The organism is Butyrivibrio proteoclasticus P6B7 (genome assembly GCF_000622085.1).
Taxonomy (GTDB): Bacteria; Bacillota; Clostridia; order Lachnospirales; family Lachnospiraceae; genus Butyrivibrio; species Butyrivibrio proteoclasticus_A.
Map to the genome: position 1 here is coordinate 42,379 of NZ_JHWL01000018.1, position 19,273 is coordinate 61,651.

Here is a 19,273-nt window from a genome sequence, read left to right on the forward strand (position 1 = left end):
CCTCCTTATTGTTCCTCGTATGTAACATCCTTTATCATGTCTACATATTCAAGGGCTTCCTCCAAAAAGAAGTCAGCTCTAAATGGGTCGCTCTTTATATTCTTTTCCATAAGACCATCAAAGGTGTAATCCAGGATATTTCCTACCTTCTCATAGTCTGCCTTGGAATTAAATCCGGTGATGTCAGCTCTTTCTAACAATGTACTTATGATTCTGTTATATCTGTCTCTCCTGTCCTCAATCTCAGCCAGCGCCTCAGGATGATCCTCAGTCTCAGCCTTCTTAAGGAATAAAAAGATATATGGATACTGGGAAAGGGCATTGATCTTAGCAGTGTAGATCTGCTTGCGAAGTTCAAAGTATCCGGTTTCATTCTTTTCAACATTCTGGGTAAGTTCCAATGTCACTACACGTGTAGCGTAATCATAGAGAAATGAATACAGTCCCAGCTTGCTGTTGAAGTAGTGAAACAACAGTCCCTTACTGATCCCCGCATTTTTAACTATTTCATCTGTGCTGGCATGATAATAACCATACTCAGAAAAGACCTTTAACGCGGCATTGATCATTCTAGCTTGCTTTTCTTTTTTTTGGTCGAAAAACTTCTCATTCATGTCTTAAGCTCCACAAGATTAGTAAGTTGGTGGTTACCTATCCATTATAACAACCGCCAATTGACCATGCCAGTCTAGAATTAATATATCATTTCTACCATACCACTTCAAACGATTTACCGTTATTTATTAAATTTTAATACAATACACTTTTCAGAATATCTAAATTGTATTAGAATTAAGGTATCGTTCGAATAGGAGGGCTTGGTATGTCCAAGGGTAGTGGAATAGGAAAATTCGTATTATTTTGTGCTGCTGTAGGAGCAGCCGCAGCAGGTGCGTACTATTATTTAACTAAACGTGATGCCGAGATTGCAGACAGCTTTGATGATGACTTTGATGACTTCGACGATTTCGAAGATGATGAGTTCGAGAGTTCAGCTGATGTTAAGTTTGGCTCAAGGAAATATGTAGATATTAAGACTGGTGAGGATAACGAAGCTCCAGCTAAGGAATCTGAGCCAAAGCCTGCATCTTCCGAAGAATTCTTCAACGACGAAGATAAATAATCGAATAACACAGAAATAATTAACCCCGATGATCACTGATCACCGGGGCTTTTTATTGTTTTCTTTTATTCTAAAAATCTATATTACTGCCCGCTATTCTTCTCAGCCATAAGCTCCTTTAAGAAACGAGCCTTATCCTTGATACGGCTGTTGGCTGTTCTGGAAGTAAGAAGCTCTGAGATCATCTTACCTGCCACGTCGTACTGGTCTGTCTCATAGGCAAGAGCTGCAATGAGGTAATCCAGTGTGGTGGAGTCCATTCCCGCAATAGGGAATTCCTCAGACTGTCTGGCCATTACAAAGCCGTTAAGGGCGTTGGTTAAAAGATCTCTCTCCTGAGCATCGTTAGCTTCCTTCTTAGCATCGTAATCGTCTGCAGAAGGGTCAAGGCGCTGTGTCTCGCCTCTGATTACCCAGGCTGTCTTAAGGCAGATGTAAGCCTTCTCACTGTTCTTAGCTTTTTTAACAACAGCATTGGCAAGCGCCAGCTGATAAAGGTTTCTGGCATATTCATAGTTATAGGTTGGTTCATGGTATTCCTGCTTCTTGTAGTTCATGCAGATCTTACTTCTGATATCCTCAATCTGATACTTGTTCAGAGTTGTGAAATATCTTCCAAGAGCCGCATAGCCACACTCTGGGCAGGCAATTACATCGTACTTGTTCTGATCCACCTCGGAATAATCCGGTCTAAGATCAAGATCAACATTCTTCATCCTTACCTTACCGGTTCTTACGGTCTTAACCTCAAAAGAACTTTCACAGACAGGACAGGCATACTTCTTGTCAAAAAGGAAATCCTCCTCGTTTACCAAGGAAAGTTTCTTAACAGGCTCCTCCTTCTTAACAACAGTTTCCTTTTTCTTGGGATCCTCAAAAAGATCTCCGCCGCCAATGTTACCAAGTCCAAGTTTTTCAAGTCCAGAAAAAATACCAGCCATCCCTATACCTCTTTTCTTTGTGTAGTCAAAGCTTAGTTTTTAGGAAGCACAAAAGAACTCTTAAGTGAAACTATTCTGTTAAACACAGGTGCGTCAGGTTTGGAATCCTTGCTATCTACGCTAAAGAATCCATTTCTTACAAACTGGAACTTATCGTAAGGCTGTGCCTTGCCAAGTTCTGGTTCAAGCTTAGCATTCTTGATCACTGTGATAGAGTTAGGATTGAGGTTAAGTGATCCATCCTCATTGTAAACACCCTTCTCCTCATCAATGATGTTCTCGTATAAGCGAACCTCTGCTGTAACTGCCTCCTTGGCAGCAACCCAGTGGATTGTTCCCTTTACCTTTCTTCCATCTGCGCTGTCTCCGCCCTTGGTCTCTGGGTCGTATGTGCAGTGGATCTCGGTGATCTCGCCGTTGTCATCCTTAACAACTCCTGTACATGTTACAAAGTAAGCGTTCATAAGTCTTACTTCGTTGCCAGGGAAGAGTCTGAAGTACTTCTTAGGAGGATTCTCCATGAAGTCTTCTCTCTCAATGTAAAGCTCTCTGCCAAATGGGATCTTACGGCTTCCCATCTCAGGAACTTCCTTGTTGTTCTCGATATCAAGATACTCTGTCTCGCCCTCTGGATAGTTATCAATTACGAGCTTAACAGGATCAAGGATTGCCATCATTCTCTTAGCCTTAAGCTTAAGATCTTCTCTGATGCAGTACTCAAGCATTGCATACTCAGCAGTTGAGTTAGCCTTTGAAATACCGCACATATCAACGAACATCTTAATAGACTCTGGTGTAAATCCGCGTCTACGGAGAGAAGCGATAGTTACAAGTCTTGGATCATCCCATCCATCAACGATGCCGTCCTCTACAAGTCTCTTGATATATCTTTTACCAGTAACAACGTTGTTAAGGTAAAGCTTAGCAAACTCGATCTGGCGTGGAGGGTTCTTGTATTCGCACTCCTCCTTAACCCAGTCGTAAAGTGGTCTGTGGTCCTCGAACTCAAGGGTGCAAAGAGAATGTGTGATTCCCTCGATGGCATCCTCGATAGGATGAGCGAAGTCGTACATAGGATAGATGCACCACTTATCGCCTGTTCTAGCGTGTGTCATGTGAGCAACCCTGTAAATGATAGGGTCTCTCATGTTGATATTAGGTGAAGCCATGTCGATCTTGGCACGAAGTGTAACAGCTCCGTCCTCGAACTTGCCATTCTTCATATCCTCAAAGAGCTTTAAGTTCTCTTCTACGCTTCTGTTTCTGTTAGGATCATCCTTACCAGGTTCTGTAAGTGTTCCTCTGTACTCACGCATCTCCTCAGCTGAGAGCTCTGAAACATAGGCCTTACCCTTCTTGATAAGCTTAACTGCGTCCTCATACATCTCATCGAAATAATCTGATGCATGGAAAAGACGATCCTCATAATCTGCACCAAGCCACTTCACATCCTCAATGATTGAGTCCATGAACTCGGCCTTCTCCTTTGTAGGATTGGTGTCATCAAATCTCATGTTGAACTTACCGTTATATTCCTTAGCCATTCCATAGTTAAGAAGAATACTCTTGGCATGTCCAATATGTAAAAAACCGTTTGGCTCAGGTGGGAAACGTGTGCAAACGTGGTCGTACACACCCTCTGCCAGGTCCTTATCAATAGCCTGCTCAATAAAGTGTCTTGAAGGAGTGTTGTCTCCCTCTGCATTTTCATTTACATTCTTAATAACTTCTTCTGCCATTTCTGTGAAAAACCAACTTTCTATAAATTATAGAATTGTACCTATAAATAGGCATAGAACAACTCGATATCATATTATACCATAACTCGAAGAAGTGTTCACTTATAAACATATTTTTCTTCAAAAGCCGCTCTCCTGAGGGGCTTATCGTAATAGTATCCCTGAATGTAGGTTGCACCCAGGCCTTTCAGAGCTTCAAGCTGTTCCTTGGTCTCAATTCCTTCTACGCAAACCTCTGCGCCAATGGTCTTGGCAAGATCAGACATGGTCTTAACAAAGGCTCTGTTGAACTCGCTCTTATCAATATCCTGGGCAAAGTTCTGATCGATCTTGATGATATCAAAAGGAAGGGCTCTGATACTGCTAAGCGCACTATAGCCTGTTCCAAAGTCATCCAGTGCAAGCCTTACGCCAAGGGCCTTGATATCCAAAAGAGTCTGCTTGGTCCTTGCCAGATCATTGATGGCAAGACGCTCTGTCAGCTCAATTATTATGCTGTGAGGATCAATGTTGTTCTCTTCGATACAGCTCTTTATATAATCCACAATGTCATTCTGCATTATCTGTACAACGGAGAAGTTAACGCTGATAGCAAATTCTCCCATGCCGGATTCATTCCACTGTCTAAGGCACTGACAGGCCTTCTTAAGAACGTGGTTACCGATAGGTGTGATAAGGCCCAGGTACTCAGCCAGTGGCACGAACTCGTCAGGGTTAAGGAAGCCAAGCTTACTGCTGTTCCATCTGACAAGGGCCTCTGCGCCGATGTGCTTAACCTTACCTTTGCCCTTAGCAGGAGCTGTCTGGATAATTGGCTGGAAGTAAACTTCAAACTCTTCACAGCTCTTTCCAATGGCATCGTACATGTTCTTCTCAAGGTCCAGTCTGTGGATTGAGGAAGAATCAATATTATCGGAGTACTCCGCGATCCTGTTCTTACCTGACTTCTTGGCCTCGTACATGGCCACGTCAGATTTTCTGATAAGCTCTGAAACATTGTCGCCATGGTCAGGAAACTTAACTACACCCATACTCATAGTGCAGTAGTAGTCGCTGTCCTTCAGATACCAAGGTGTTGCAAATGCGTTCTTGATATCCTCCATGATCTTATCAAGTCTTTCATAGCTCTCTGGAGGAACGATGATGACAAATTCATCGCCGCCCATACGATAGCAGGAATTGTTGATTCCCTCTATATTGCTGACAGCCTTGGAAATATCCTGAAGCAGCACGTCTCCGTACTGGTGGCCCAAGCTGTCGTTGATATGCTTAAAGTCGTCAAGGTCAAGGTACATAAGGGCTCCATGGCCGCCGGTCTGTCTTGCCTGATCCACGTATCTAGCCAGATCCTTTTCGCAGCACATTCTGTTGTATAGGCCTGTAAGGAAGTCAGTATAGGCCTGCTGCTCAATTCTCTTTTGATACAATTTCTTTTCCGTTACATCATAAATAGCGCACAGTGAAACCGGTCTTCCGTCGACCCACTTAATCCTGGTGTAGTATACGTCGTACCACTTCTCTCTGGCCTTCTGATAAACCTCGTAGTTACCGGAGTGAGACCTTGATGGAATGTTGGATTCAAAGAGCTCTATCAGCTTATTCTCTGCCAGCTCTCTACTGAAGTGCTTCTTAAAGCTCCTATTTGCAAAGAGAAGAACTCCGGTGCCAATGTCTCTTACATAGATACTACTTCCCACATTATCAAGGACCGCTTCCAATGAGGCAAAAGAGCTAGCCAGTGAATTGGTCTGTATTCTCTTAGTGATAATACTCTGAAGAATTCTGATGGCGTCGTTGATGAACTTAATATCATCAATGGACCAGATTCTGCTTTCCTTGGTTTCTGTAAGACATGCGTAGAATCTTGGGGCGCCGTTTATGATAATAGGCATGGAAACAAGAGCTTTGATGCCAAAGGTATCAAGCTGCTCACGCTCGCCGGCATTCATCTGGGTGTCACTGGAAATAACAACAGCCTTATCACTTCCAAGGAACCAGCATACATCCTGGTCTGTGGTGTCCGTGAACATCTTGGTAAGACCTGGAACAGTCCACTGAACTATGATGTCCATCAGGGTATCGTGATGAATCCTGCAGGTAAAGGCGTTACTTATCTGCAGATAATTACAAAGCTTAGACAGGATGTCCACCATGATGGTCTCAATAGCCTCGTTACTATCAAGGAAAGATACTATCTCTGTCATGGTCTCTGCCCTGTGGAAGGATGTGGTCATCTCAAGCTTTTGCTGTCTGCTTTCTTCACTTATGGCAACAGCTTCAGACCTTGATGCCTCCACCTGGATTAGGACATTAAGGGTCTCCCTTAGTATATCTAAGGTCTTATAAAATTTGGATTCGGAAATTTCATATTGGAATGAGTTAAGCGGTGGTTCGTGGAAGAATTCCTCGTCATAGTCTGCATTTACAAAGATGCCGCAGACAATCCACACCGCGTTGGTCTCGCCGTTATTCTTAACAGCTACTGCCCCAAGGCGAAGATTGGGGATCTCTGTAATTTCTACAGCCTGATCCTCCAAATCGCTCTCAGAGACTCTTTTGAATATATTATGGATACGTACGTCAGTGACGTACTTCTTGATAATCTGAACTTCATGAGGATTGCCGGAGAACTGAGTCAGTGGTGTTCCCACGTCGTCAAGACACAGAGCATAAACACCAGCCATCTCGCAGAATCTGTCCTGCCAGGACTGCATCTGCTCAGAGTGTTTTGGCGCAAACTTACCAAGAGCTCCTTTTGGTTCACCTAAAGAGCCCACTTTTGTGGTCATCTCAAGTTCCGCTCCAGTAACTTTCTCCTGCAATTTTCCCCCTCAAGAAAAATGTAGAAAATTAGTGATCGTCTACGCTATAGTTAGGCGCTTCCTTAGTAATCTGGATGTCATGAGGATGTGACTCACGAAGAGCTGCTGATGTCATCTTAATAAATCTGCCGTTTTCCTTGAGTTCTTCAATAGAACCGCAACCGCAATATCCCATACCTGAACGAAGTCCGCCGATTAACTGGAATACTGTGTCTTCTACTGTTCCCTTATAGGCTACACGACCCTCGACACCTTCAGGAACAAGCTTCTTGGCATCTTCCTGGAAATAACGATCCTTTGAGCCATTCTCCATAGCTGAAATAGATCCCATTCCACGATATACTTTATACTTTCTGCCCTGATAAAGCTCGAACTCTCCTGGAGCTTCATCACAGCCAGCAAACATTGATCCCATCATTACAAGGTTAGCACCTGCAGCGATGGCCTTTGTAATATCTCCTGAATACTTGATACCACCATCAGCGATGATAGGAATACCGTATCCCTTAGCAACTTCATAGCAGTCCATAACTGCTGAGATCTGAGGAACACCGATACCTGCAACAACACGTGTTGTACAGATAGAACCAGGTCCGATACCTACCTTAACAGCATCAGCACCAGCCTCGATAAGGTCCTTAGTAGCAGCGCCTGTAGCACAGTTACCAGCTACTACCTGAAGATCTGGGTAGTGCTCCTTGATCATTCTAAGGCACTTAAGAACGTTCTCAGAATGTCCATGAGCTGAATCAAGTACGATAACATCAACCTTAGCATCTACAAGGGCTGCAACTCTGTCGAGGCAGTTAGCAGAAATACCAACGCCTGCGCCGCAGAGAAGTCTTCCCTGGTCGTCCTTGGCTGAAAGAGGATATTTGATAGTCTTCTCAATATCCTTAATAGTAATAAGTCCTGCAAGATTATAGTCGTCATCAACGATTGGAAGCTTCTCCTTCTTGGATGCTGCAAGGATCTTCTTAGCTTCCTCTAAGGTAATGCCAACCTTAGCTGTAACAAGGTTCTCAGATGTCATTACCTCTTTTATCTTCTTGGAAAAATCTGTTTCAAATTTAAGATCACGGTTAGTGATGATACCTACAAGCTTTCTTCCCTCTGTGATAGGCACGCCTGAAATACGGAACTTAGCCATGAGAGAATCTGCATCTGCAAGTGTGTGCTCTGGTGAAAGTGAAAATGGATCAGTAATAACGCCGTTCTCTGATCTCTTAACCTTGTCAACTTCTTCTGCCTGAGCTTCGATTGACATGTTCTTGTGGATGATACCGATACCACCCTGTCTAGCCATGGCAATTGCCATTCTATGCTCTGTTACTGTGTCCATTCCTGCACTCATCATAGGAATGTTAAGTCTGATCTTACGTGTAAGATAAGTTCCTACATCCACCTGGTTTGGTATAACCTGTGAATAAGCAGGTACCAAAAGCACGTCATCAAAAGTAATTCCTTCGCCGATAATCTGTCCCATCTTCAAACTCCATTCTTCCCTAAAATCTTGTTGTTATGTGAACTGATCTTTAATCAGTGAACACCTTTCTTGGTGCAACATTCTTGATTGCAGCAACAAGGTCGCTGTCAGGCTCAAGAATCAACTTTTCCTTGCCATCATATATAATTGTATAAGTTGGATCTGGCTGTGGGTTCTTCTCCCTTGCTGAGTAATCAAGAACCTTAAGGGTCTTATTCTTGTACTCATCGAGATGATAAGATCTTGAAGGTGCCATGACCTCGATCTTAGCCACGTCATATTTACCAACGTTCTTGCGCTTAGATTTGTTGAGGATCTTGTCTACAGTGATCTCTCTGTCACAGTACTGATACTCAAATTCGATATTCGCATTAAGTGATAGGAAATAATAAGCAACTCCAAATAGTACTAAAAAGATAAGTCCGATAAAGCCAATAAGGATAAAGGCTAAAAAAGAAAAAATAGCTAGTATCAAGGTAATGTACTTGAGTAATGTAATTACCGGGGAAGCCTTACTAGCAACAAGGCATTCTACGTAGTTGTTATCGCTGGCCATGTCTGAAATCTATCCTCCTGAAATAGTCTTGGATGAGGAAAAAACACCTCAGTGCCATTTTATCGACTATCTTATATTATTTCAATTGGTCTTTCAAGACTTTTTTGTGAATTCTGTTGACACTCTCAGACCAAAATTCTATCATTTAAACAATGCGAAAGTACCCTAGCATTATTATATATGTTTTAACAATAAAAAAGTATTATTTTTCTGTTAATTATTATATAGAAAAGAGGATTTTTAAATGTCAGTACATGAGGAAATAAGGGAACAAAGGAAGAAACTTAAGGGCCAGGGTTTTAAAGCACACTGGGATTATTTTTGGGAATACTACAAGATTCATGTTGTTGTGGCAATAGCAGTGATCATTCTTATAAGCGTACTTATCCACGATATTGCAGCAGCTAAGCCAACAGGCTTCTACGCTATGGTCATCAACAGCAGTGCTTCTTTTTCACAGGAGGATGTCGAGAAGTCCTTTGAAGAATATTCACAGATGGACACCAGCTCCTATGAATGTAACATCGATATGTCTTCAAGCTACAATCCTCAGACCGTTGACCAGATGACCATGGTTACTGTACAGAAGATCATGGCTAACATCTCTGCAGGAGAGCTGGATGTTATCATGGGCGATACTTCAGCCTTTTACTACTACGCTAATATGCAGACCTTCATTGATCTGACTACAGTTCTTTCAGAGGAGCAGCTGTCCAAATACAGCGACCAGCTTGTATATGTAGATCAGTCCTTCCTGGATTACCTTGATTCAGATGCATATCAGACCTTCCTCTCTACAGGAGAGTATGACAAGGACAACCACTACGCAGCCATGGCTGCTGAGCAGTACAAGACAGGCGTTTATCCTGATGTTCCAATCGAGAACATGGATAAGCCAATTCCTGTAGGTATCCGCGTAGATCAGACTACTTCCAAGGTTCTTTCAGGGGCCCACGCCTATGAAGCAACAGATGCTCCTATCATCGGCATCATTCAGACAACACAGCGCACTGACATGTGCCTTAAGTTCATAGAATTCATGCTGGAGCAGTAAAATAGACATCAATAAAGCACGTACCATTTTGAATATGGTACGTGCTTTTTCTTTGCCACAAAAAAGGCTACCCGGAATACCAGGCAGCCTCTAAATCATCAGATTGCTGTTGTTACAAAGATATCGTAGATAGCTCTGATGGCCTTTTCAAAGTCACGAGTCTCAACACCGATGATGATGTTAAGCTCGGAAGAACCCTGATCGATCATGCGGACATTGACTGAAGCATGAGCAAGGGCTGAGAAGATACGGCCCGCTGTACCACGGGTTGACTTCATGCCACGACCTACAACTGCGATAAGTGCCAGGTCTGACTCAATCTCAAGCATATCTGGATGAGCAAGTCTGTGGATCTCAGATACAACTGACTGCTCCTTCTCAATGAACTCATCCTGCTGAACAAATACAGTCATAGTATCGATTCCAGAAGGAACGTGCTCGATTGAGATATCCTGATCCTCGAAGGCCTGAAGAACCTTACGCATAAATCCTACCTCAGAGTTCATCTGATCCTTAAGGATGTTCACGCAGCAGAAGCCCTTCTTACCTGCGATACCTGTGATAACGAACTTGGACTTCTTAGCTGTAGACTCTACGATCCAAGTACCAGGATCCTCTGGCTTGTTGGTGTTTCTGATATTGATCGGGATACCTTCCTTACGAACAGGGAAGATAGCATCCTCATGAAGAACTGAAGCTCCCATGTAGGCAAGCTCTCGAAGCTCTGTATATGTGATAGTTTCAATGTGTGGTGGCTTCTCGATGATACGAGGATCTGCAACAAGGAATCCTGATACATCTGTCCAGTTCTCGTAAACATCAGCCTTGATAGCTCTTGAAACGATGGAGCCTGTGATGTCAGAACCACCTCTTGAGAAGGTCTTGATCTTGCCATCGGAATATGCTCCGTAGAATCCAGGGATTACAGCCTTTGGAGTTTTCTCAAGCTTCTTGGCCATCTGCTTGTTGGTCTTCTCTGCATCAAACTCACCGTTCTTGTCAAAAGATACAACTGTAGCAGAATCGATGAACTCATAGCCAAGGTATGCTGCCATGATGATACCGTTTAAGTATTCTCCACGGCTGGCTGCGTAGTCGCTTCCTGCCTTTATCTTAAAGTTCTTCTCGATTGTCTTAAACTCATCGGCAAGGCTAAGCTTAAGGGAAAGTCCCTTGATGATCTCATCATATCTTGCCTTGATATCAGCAAGCTGCTTGGAGAAATCTTTTCCTGCCTCAGCAAGGGCGTAGGTTTTGTAGAGCATGTCAGTAACCTTGGTGTCCTTGGAATTTCTTTTTCCAGGAGCAGAAGGAACAACATATACTCTGTCAGGATCTGCCTTGATGATTTCGCCAACCTTCTTGAACTGCTCTGCGCTGGCAAGTGAGCTACCGCCGAATTTAACTACCTTTTTCATAATTTCTTTTCCTCGATAATCATAATATTATTTATAAAATCATATTATTGTCTGATCAGCAGGCAATTAGTACAGTCTGATATATCCCTTAACGCTGTCGAACTTCCACAGTTTCTCCTCAAAATCCTTTTCAGAAACAAGGTCTGTAACGAAGGCGAATTCTGAATGAACGCTGTTTCTCTTAACAACGTCAATGTCCTGTCCAAAGAGCTCATAGGCCTTGTCCTTCTCGCCTTCTGGAACTCTTACAAAGAAGCGTCTTACTGCGTTGTCCTTGCTTGTAAGCTCTGCCTTCTCTGATCCAAGGTTAACTTCGATGTGCTTACCCTTGTGCTTAAGAATATCGATAACGTCAGCAACAACAGCACTTGCTGTGGCATTCTTGCCGGCGCCCTTTCCGTAGAACATTACATCGCCAAGCATATTGCCATGAACGTTGATGGCATTGAATACTCCGTTAACAGCTGCAAGAGGATTCTCCTGAGGAACAAGGAATGGAGCAACAATAGTAAAGAAGCCATTCTCATTTCTCTTGCACATTCCAAGGAGCTTAATAGACATGTTGAGCGCTCTTGCATACTCAAAGTCCTCGATGCTGATCTTGGAAATACCCTCTGTATAGATATCCTCGTAGTTAACATGCTTACCACTCATAAGGCTTGAAAGAATGGCGATCTTACGGCAGGCATCATAGCCTTCAACGTCAGCTTCAGGATTTCTTTCTGCGTAGCCCTTCTCCTGAGCCTTCTTAAGAACTGTCTCAAAGCCCATTCCCTCTTTATCCATCTTGGTGAGGATGTAGTTGGTGGTTCCGTTAAGGATACCTGTTATGGCATCGATCTTCTCATGCTTGAGAGAATCATTGATGCTGCGAAGAACAGGAATTCCGCCGCCAACACTGGCTTCAAAAAGGTAGCTCACATTGTGCTTCTTGGCAAGTTCTACCAGCTCTGGTCCGTGAACAGCCACAAGTTCTTTATTAGAAGTGCATACGCTCTTGCCCTTCATAATGGCGTTCTTTTCAAATGTAAAGGCTGGCTCAAGACCACCCATAGTCTCGCAAATAACATCTACCTCAGGGTCATCCAAGATCACGTTAATATCATGAACCACCTGAGCCTCATGCTTATCTCCTGGGAAATCGCGAAGATCCAGAATGTACTTAAGTTCAACGCTCTCTCCTGCGCTCTTTGCAACTTCCTGGGCATTAGTATCCAAAACCTCTACTACGCCGCTTCCTACTGTTCCATAACCCAAAACTGCTACCTTTGCCATGTCTTCCTCCAAGTATATATTCTAAGTGTATTAAAAACAAATTAAGAGAACGTAGCACTTCGTCCAGTAATATGGACCTTGTGCATACCTTCGGCCTTTTCCATAATGGAAATCATCTCCATTACATCTCTTGTAGTTGGTAAAACCTGAATTGTGATTGAAATAGATGCAACTCCGTTAAGCGGAATCGACTGATGTATCGTAAGGATGTTGGCTCCAAACTCAGCAATGAGATTGAGCACATAAGACAGAAGTCCCACCTCATCATTCATCTGGAATGTGAGTGTAAGTGTGGTTCCCTGGAGGCTATCGTGAAACTCGTATATATCCTCTTTGTACTTGTAAAAAGAGCTACGGCTGATGCCAAGTCTTGTGGCAGCTTCATTAACTGTCTTGACCTTTCCGGACTCCAGTAGCTTCTTAGCCTCAACAACCTTGAGAAGAACCTCTGGTACAGCCTGCTTTTTAATTACGTAGTATCCTGTATCTTGTTGCATGAAAATGTATTTCCTCCGCGGACATCTGTTTGCACTGGAAAGAGTTTAGCACATTAAAGTCCCAAAGGCAATAATAATTTTCACTAACAAGACAGGATTTTTGGCGAGGTTTTTGTTAATATTTCACATTACTCTACTATTTCTCTATAGGTTTCAGGCTTATTCTCATCGAAAATCTCGTTAGCCCACATGACTGTAACAAGATCCTCTGTCTCTGAGAGATTGACAATGTTGTGTGTATATCCAGGAAGCATCTGCACTGCCTGAATCTTATCACCTGAAACCTCATAGTTAAGAACAGGATACTCTTTACCTGTTTCCGGGTCTATGCCAAGCTTCCTCTCCTGGATAAGCCCGTGACCTGATACCACGATAAAGATCTCCCATTTAGAATTGTGCCAGTGCTGGCCCTTGGTCACACCAGGTTTGGAAACGTTGATGCTGACCTGTCCGCAGGAAGCGGACTTAATAAGTTCTGTAAAATGTCCCCTGTCATCAGAAGACATTGGAATGTCATAAATAACCTTCTCCTTAGGAAGGTATGAAAGATATGTTGAATAGAGCTTCTTGGCAAAAGACCCTTCCGGAATCTCAGGCATCACAAGGCTCTTAGGCATTGCTTCGAGTCTGTTTAAAAGATCTACGATCTCTCCTAAAGTTGCTCTATGGCTTACAGGAACCTTGCAGTAGTCACCATCCCTGTGCTCTCTGCCCTCAAGGGCATCAAGCATCTCTTTTACCAGGTCATCAATGTAGACAAGCTCAAGCTCTGTAGATGGGTCGTTGACCTGAATAGGAAGATCATTGGCGATGTTGTTGCAGAAGGTAGCCACAGCAGAATTGTAGTTAGGTCTGCACCACTTGCCAAAAAGGTTAGGGAATCTGTACACCAGCACCTTGGCACCGGTTCTCTTGCTGTACTCAAAGAAGAGCTTTTCTCCCTCAAGCTTACTCTTACCGTACTCAGAATCTGCAAATCTTCCCTCTAATGAGGCCTGGATTGAGGATGAAAGCATAATTGTAGCCTTGTTGCCATACTCCTCCAAAAGCCCAAGTAAAGTGGAGGCAAAGCCAAAATTGCCCTCCATGAATTCCTTAGGATCCTTAGGTCTGTTAACTCCAGCCAGATTGAAGACAAAGTCCGCCTCCTGGCAGTAGTCCTTTAAAAGAATAGGATCGCTATCTATGTCGTATTCAAATATTCCCTCGATATGAAGTGTAGGCCTGGTTCTATCCTTGCCATCTCTGATGTTCTTAAGATTTTCCACAAGGTTTCGTCCAACGAAGCCCTTTGCACCTGTAACGAGAATTTTCATCTCATTCACTCACTTTCTCGTATTTCTTAATCTGAATCTGTAAAAAGAGCTAATTACTTACCGCTCATCTCTCTAAGTTTATCTATCAGCGTCTCGAAGTGCTGATCTTCCATGAAGTTATCTCTAAAGAAGTCTCTGCCCTTATCTCCACAGTCAGCATACTTATCCTTGTTATCAGCAAAATCCAAAAGGGCCTGTCCGTAGGCCACATCGTCCCCGGCAGTAACACACTTACCGCACTGGGCCTTACCGATAATATCGCTGGCTGCACCATTAGCTGCTGCCAGGATAGTCTTACCTGCTGCCATGTAGGTCTGAAGCTTACCTGGAAGTGTATCTCCAATACGGGTACTTCCATCAAGAGTCAGGACACATGCATCTGCCTTGGTATAGAAGGCCACAGCCTCCTTAAAGGGCTTTGGTCCGTAGAAGATAACCTGGTCTTCCAAAGACAGCTCTTTTACCAGGGCTACAGTATCTTCGTAGGCAGATCCGCCGCCTACCATGTGAAGGGTAACGTCGTTCCTACCCTTAAACACAGACATGGCTCTAATGAGGCAGTCCACGTTCTGAGCCTTTCCAATATTGCCGATAAAAAGAAAATCCGTCCTTCCGTCAGGGGTCTTCTTAGTATCCAGTGAAAGGAGCCCAGCGTCAGCGTACTGAGGAAGGTAGCTCATCTTCTCTCTGCCAATGCCGTTAACTCTCTGAAGGTACTCAAAGAATGGCTCTGAAGAAACCGCGATATGATCGCAGGCTTTGTAAATCCTCTTGGTCCAGGCATGTATCATCCTGTAGGGAAGAGTTCCCTCCTTGATGCTCATGGCCTTTACGCACTCAGGCCAAATGTCCATGCAATATAAAAAAAGCGGCTTGTGATAGCGCTTTTTAAGGGCTATCGCTGGCACTGCCATAGTAACTGGCGATACTTCCCACACGTAGATAACATCGAAGTCTGCATCCTCGGAAGTCTTCCCCCAGACGTCAGTGTGCTTAAAATCCTGAGTCAAAGCCCTGAACTTGCCATTAAAAGCAAAGGACAGATAGCTAAGACTTCTGAAAATAGGCCCATGGCGTCTTGCGATGGTAGGAACACGATAGACATCAGCCCCTTTATAGTTCTGATGTCTATTCTTACCATGCTTATATTCAGGCGGAATCCTGGTGGTGGTGTAGTCTGGAAGGCCTGTGAGTACAGTTACTCTGTGGCCTTTCTGAACCAGCTTCTCCACGATGTCATTAACCGCATATATATCAGGCCAAAAGCACTCGGTAACCACCAGTATCTTAAGGCCCTTTTCGTTATTCATATTCAGATTGCCATTATTACTGTTTGCATCTGTCATAATAGATTACGCATTCTTAAGCTTTTCAAGCTCTTCCTGAACATACTTGGTCTCAAGGAGCTTCTTGACCATACCGTCAACATCAAGTCTGTTGGTGTTATGGCTTGTGTAAGCCTCATCTGCTGCAGTGTGAACTTCACCCTGAACATAGAACTTGTCATAGTTAAGATCTCTTGCATCAGCAACAACGCGGTAGTAATCGCCCATATCCTCTGCACGAAGTCTCTCTTCCTTGGTAAGAAGAGTCTCGTAGAGCTTCTCACCGTGACGGGATCCGATAACCTTAACCTCAGTCTCACCAAAGAGTCTCTGAACTGCTGTAGAGAGATCTCCGATAGTAGCAGCGTCTGCCTTCTGGATGAAAAGATCTCCTGGGTTACCGTGTGTAAATGCGAACATAACAAGGTCAACAGCCTCATCAAGGTTCATCATGAATCTTGTCATGTTAGGGTCTGTAATTGTGATTGGATGGCCATTCTTGATCTGCTCCCTAAAGAGTGGAATAACTGATCCTCTTGAGCACATTACGTTACCGTAACGAGTACAATTAAGGATTGTACCTCTCTCTGCTGCCATTCTTGCGTTGGCATAAACGATATGCTCCATCATGGCCTTTGAGATACCCATTGAATTGATTGGGTAAGCTGCCTTATCAGTTGAAAGGCAGATAACATGCTTAACGCCGCATTCAACAGCTGCATGAATAAGATTGTCTGTACCCTCGATGTTGGTTCTTACAGCCTCCATAGGGAAGAACTCACAGCTTGGAACCTCCTTAAGAGCTGCTGCATGAAAGATATAATCAACGCCATACATACTGTCACGAAGGCTCTGAATGTTACGTACATCGCCAATAAAGAACTTAACCTTGTTGTAGTACTCAGGATAGAAAGCCTGAAGCTCATGTCTCATGTCATCCTGCTTCTTCTCATCACGTGAAAAGATCCTGATCTCTCCGATATCACTTGTAAGGAAGTGGTCAAGTACGCAGTGACCAAAGCTTCCTGTACCTCCTGTTATAAGTAGTGTCTTATCCTTAAATTCACTCATTTCCTATCTCCTGTATTTCTATTATTACTGATCTCAATGATCCTGTTGTCTGCATTGTGCATCTCTGCTGCCTTCTCATCGGTAAAGCCTTCCGTGCTTTCCTTCTGAACCAGGATCTTAACTGTCTCAAACAGTATCTGAAGATCCAGCAGTATAGAGTAATTTGTTATGTAAAAGAGATCCATCTTAAGCTTGTTAAGTGGGCTCGTATTATACTTACCAAAAACCTGGGCAGGACCTGTAAGTCCGCCTTTTACCTTAAGTCTGTACACAAACTCAGGAATATCCTCTGTGTACTTCCTTACATGCTCAACTCTCTCAGGGCGTGGTCCCACAATGGACATATCTCCCTTTAAGATGTTGATGAGTTGTGGAAGCTCGTCTATTCTGGTTGCTCTGATAAAAGATCCAACCTTGGTAATTCTTGGATCCTTCTCCCCGGCTGGATGAGGACGTCCGTCCTTCTCCGCATCCACGATCATGGATCTGAATTTGAGAATGCTGAACTCTCTTCCGCCGATGGTGGTTCTGTCCTGTCTAAAGAACACAGGGCCCCCATCCTCAAGCTTAATAGCAAGGGCGGTAATTAAGAGAATCGGGCTTGTGAGAATAATTCCAATAAGTGAAAAGATTATGTCACAAGTTCTTTTTACAAAGAGCTGCGATGCTGAAAGCCCGCTGTTCCTACAAAGGTAAAGAGGTGTATCAAAAAGATTGATCTCCTCTGAATTCTTGCCAATTATATCTGAAATCTTAGGTGTGAAGTAAACTCTCTTGCCCTGATTGAAGCATTCCTTAAGGATGTCGTTCTTAAGTTCCGATGGAATATCGTTGATGAATACTGCATCGTAGGGCTCCATCATGTCGTAGATCTTTTGCAATCCAATGTTCACATTGACTACATCTGCGATGTGGAACTTGTCCGGTCTTCCATTCATGAAATGGAGCTTTTCATAATCTGCATCCTGATAGATCTCCAGGATCTGATGGGCCTTGAAAAGATATCTGTAAAGGTCAACCAGTGGCAGTATCAATAGGCACAGAACTACACTCTGAACCAATGATAAAAGAGCATATCTCCAAAGGAAATCCGGAAAGAATCTGAACTGTCCGGTGATAGCACAGGAAATCAGAATTTCCACAAAGTTTACACTAAAGAGTGTAAGCACCTGGGAAGCCAGAAGATTGGCCTTTCTGTCAACGCCAATCCTGAAGGCCTTAAGGGCCTTACCAATAATATGGTACAGGACAAAGTAGATGCCTGCTGCCATAAGGAGGTTACCTAGTCCCATAAGGCTTCCGGTCTGGTTGTTGAATCTTACGAATCTGATCCAGACAAAGAAGAACATTCCTGTGGCAATAATGGACAAAAGAACCATGCAAAGCCATCTGTATATATATCTATTTTGGATCTTAGTTTTCCCCATTAAACCTTTCTCCAAACCATTTTATCTACTACTAATGTAAAACTTTGAATAATCTTAACTACCTTGTCTGATACATTCTCATCAACGTAGTCAGGTGTTGGTACGCCAAGGTCACTGTTCTTGTTCATCTCAACTGCTGTATCTACAGCCTGAAGAAGACTGCTCTTGCTGATACCAGCTAAGATGAAGTTACCCTTATCCATGGCCTCAGGTCTCTCTGTGCTGGTCCTGATGCATACTGCAGGGAAAGGATTTCCAACACTTAAAAAGAAACTGCTCTCCTCAGGAAGTGTACCTGAGTCGGATACAACTGCAAAGGCATTCATCTGAAGGCAGTTGTAATCATGGAAGCCCAGTGGCTCGTGGGCGATAACTCTTTTATCAAGAACAAAGCCTGATTCCTCAAGTCTCTTTCTGCTTCTTGGATGGCAGGAATAGAGGATTGGCATATCGTACTTCTGGGCCATTTCATTGATGGCACCAAAGAGGGACTCAAAGTTCTCCTTGGTATCAATGTTCTCTTCTCTGTGGGCAGAAAGAAGAATGTATTTGCCAGGCTTAATGTCTACGCCTGTTTCCTTACTAAGTCTTTCGTGAACGTTGCTACTCTTGATCTTATCAAGGTTAGCTCTAAGAACCTCAGCCATTGGAGATCCTGTAACAAAGGTTCTCTCCTTAGGAAGTCCGCAGTCTGCAAGATATCTTCTTGCATGCTCTGAGTAAGCCATGTTAACGTCTGAGATAATATCCACAATTCTGCGGTTGGTCTCTTCTGGAAGGCACTCGTCCTTACATCTGTTACCAGCCTCCATGTGGAAAATAGGAATATGAAGTCTCTTGGCTCCAATAACTGAAAGGCAGCTGTTGGTATCTCCAAGAACCAGCACTGCATCAGGCCTTGTCTCCACCATAAGCTTGTAGCTCTTATCGATGATGTTACCCATTGTGGCGCCCAGGTCCTCTCCTACTGCGTCAAGGTAAACCTCAGGCTCGTCCAGCTCTAAGTCCTTAAAGAAAATACCATTTAAGTTATAGTCATAGTTCTGACCAGTGTGGGCAAGGATCACGTCAAAGTACTTTCTGCACTTTTTGATAACTGCGGAAAGTCTGATGATCTCAGGTCTTGTACCTACAATGATCAGTAGCTTTAATTTGCCATTATTCTTAAATCCAACATTATCTGCCATATAAGTTAATGCTCCTAGATTTCTTCTCTTTTTCTT

General features: G+C 43.4%; 16 protein-coding genes. 2 read left to right on the plus strand and 14 right to left on the minus strand.

Features of this window, described 5'->3' with window-relative positions:
• Positions 1-5: 5 nt before the first annotated feature.
• Positions 6-614 carry a TetR/AcrR family transcriptional regulator gene (locus tag T541_RS20750; RefSeq protein WP_051538216.1) on the minus strand — a complete coding sequence of 203 codons (609 nt, stop codon included), beginning with the start codon at positions 612-614 and terminating at the stop codon, positions 6-8.
• Between the two features lie 209 nt (positions 615-823).
• On the opposite strand from T541_RS20750, the gene T541_RS19470 reads away from it, so the two are divergent.
• Positions 824-1,123: a hypothetical protein gene (locus T541_RS19470; RefSeq protein WP_051538217.1), complete on the plus strand. Its 300-nt coding sequence runs from the start codon at positions 824-826 to the stop codon at positions 1,121-1,123.
• A gap of 83 nt (positions 1,124-1,206) precedes the next feature.
• Here T541_RS19470 and T541_RS0111515 read toward each other — a convergent pair whose 3' ends face one another.
• The 5 genes from T541_RS0111515 to T541_RS0111535 all read right to left on the minus strand — a co-directional run bounded on the left by T541_RS0111515 (position 1,207) and on the right by T541_RS0111535 (position 8,667).
• On the minus strand, positions 1,207-2,064 hold the full coding sequence (locus T541_RS0111515) for a DUF2225 domain-containing protein (protein WP_026652876.1): 858 nt from the start codon (positions 2,062-2,064) through the stop codon (positions 1,207-1,209).
• A 32-nt stretch (positions 2,065-2,096) separates the two neighbouring features.
• Entirely contained in the window at positions 2,097-3,803 is a 1,707-nt protein-coding gene (locus T541_RS0111520) for a glutamine--tRNA ligase/YqeY domain fusion protein (RefSeq protein WP_051538218.1), read from the minus strand.
• A 98-nt stretch (positions 3,804-3,901) separates the two neighbouring features.
• Positions 3,902-6,625 carry a putative bifunctional diguanylate cyclase/phosphodiesterase gene (locus T541_RS0111525; RefSeq protein ID WP_242840776.1) on the minus strand — a complete coding sequence of 908 codons (2,724 nt, stop codon included), beginning with the start codon at positions 6,623-6,625 and terminating at the stop codon, positions 3,902-3,904.
• A gap of 28 nt (positions 6,626-6,653) precedes the next feature.
• Positions 6,654-8,111, minus strand: coding sequence for an IMP dehydrogenase (gene guaB / locus T541_RS0111530; protein ID WP_026652879.1), 1,458 nt, complete (start codon positions 8,109-8,111; stop codon positions 6,654-6,656).
• Positions 8,112-8,160: 49 nt separating this feature from the next.
• A complete protein-coding gene (locus T541_RS0111535; RefSeq protein ID WP_034466936.1) occupies positions 8,161-8,667 on the minus strand; it encodes a DUF6106 family protein in 507 nt (168 codons plus the stop codon).
• A 244-nt stretch (positions 8,668-8,911) separates the two neighbouring features.
• Between T541_RS0111535 and T541_RS0111540 the strand changes: the two genes are divergently transcribed.
• Positions 8,912-9,721: a hypothetical protein gene (locus tag T541_RS0111540; RefSeq protein WP_026652881.1), complete on the plus strand. Its 810-nt coding sequence runs from the start codon at positions 8,912-8,914 to the stop codon at positions 9,719-9,721.
• A gap of 98 nt (positions 9,722-9,819) precedes the next feature.
• Here T541_RS0111540 and T541_RS0111545 read toward each other — a convergent pair whose 3' ends face one another.
• The 8 genes from T541_RS0111545 to wecB form a co-directional block, all read right to left on the minus strand.
• Positions 9,820-11,139 carry an aspartate kinase gene (locus T541_RS0111545; RefSeq protein WP_026652882.1) on the minus strand — a complete coding sequence of 440 codons (1,320 nt, stop codon included), beginning with the start codon at positions 11,137-11,139 and terminating at the stop codon, positions 9,820-9,822.
• A gap of 66 nt (positions 11,140-11,205) precedes the next feature.
• The gene (locus T541_RS0111550; protein WP_034466940.1) at positions 11,206-12,414 is read right to left on the minus strand and encodes a homoserine dehydrogenase; all 1,209 of its coding nucleotides are present in this window, start codon (positions 12,412-12,414) and stop codon (positions 11,206-11,208) included.
• Positions 12,415-12,455: 41 nt separating this feature from the next.
• Entirely contained in the window at positions 12,456-12,911 is a 456-nt protein-coding gene (locus T541_RS0111555) for an ACT domain-containing protein (RefSeq protein WP_026652884.1), read from the minus strand.
• A gap of 128 nt (positions 12,912-13,039) precedes the next feature.
• Positions 13,040-14,227: an NAD-dependent epimerase/dehydratase family protein gene (locus T541_RS0111560; RefSeq protein WP_026652885.1), complete on the minus strand. Its 1,188-nt coding sequence runs from the start codon at positions 14,225-14,227 to the stop codon at positions 13,040-13,042.
• Positions 14,228-14,280: 53 nt separating this feature from the next.
• Positions 14,281-15,573: a glycosyltransferase family 4 protein gene (locus T541_RS0111565; RefSeq protein ID WP_026652886.1), complete on the minus strand. Its 1,293-nt coding sequence runs from the start codon at positions 15,571-15,573 to the stop codon at positions 14,281-14,283.
• 6 nt (positions 15,574-15,579) lie between these two features.
• A complete protein-coding gene (locus tag T541_RS0111570; protein ID WP_026652887.1) occupies positions 15,580-16,623 on the minus strand; it encodes a polysaccharide biosynthesis protein in 1,044 nt (347 codons plus the stop codon).
• Positions 16,620-18,050, minus strand: a complete 1,431-nt coding sequence (locus T541_RS0111575) for a sugar transferase (RefSeq protein WP_026652888.1) — start codon at positions 18,048-18,050, stop codon at positions 16,620-16,622. Before T541_RS0111575 ends, T541_RS0111570 begins: the two co-directional genes overlap by 4 nt.
• The gene (gene wecB / locus T541_RS0111580) at positions 18,050-19,237 is read right to left on the minus strand and encodes a non-hydrolyzing UDP-N-acetylglucosamine 2-epimerase (RefSeq protein ID WP_026652889.1); all 1,188 of its coding nucleotides are present in this window, start codon (positions 19,235-19,237) and stop codon (positions 18,050-18,052) included. The genes T541_RS0111575 and wecB overlap by 1 nt, the downstream gene beginning before the upstream one ends.
• Positions 19,238-19,273 lie beyond the last annotated feature (36 nt).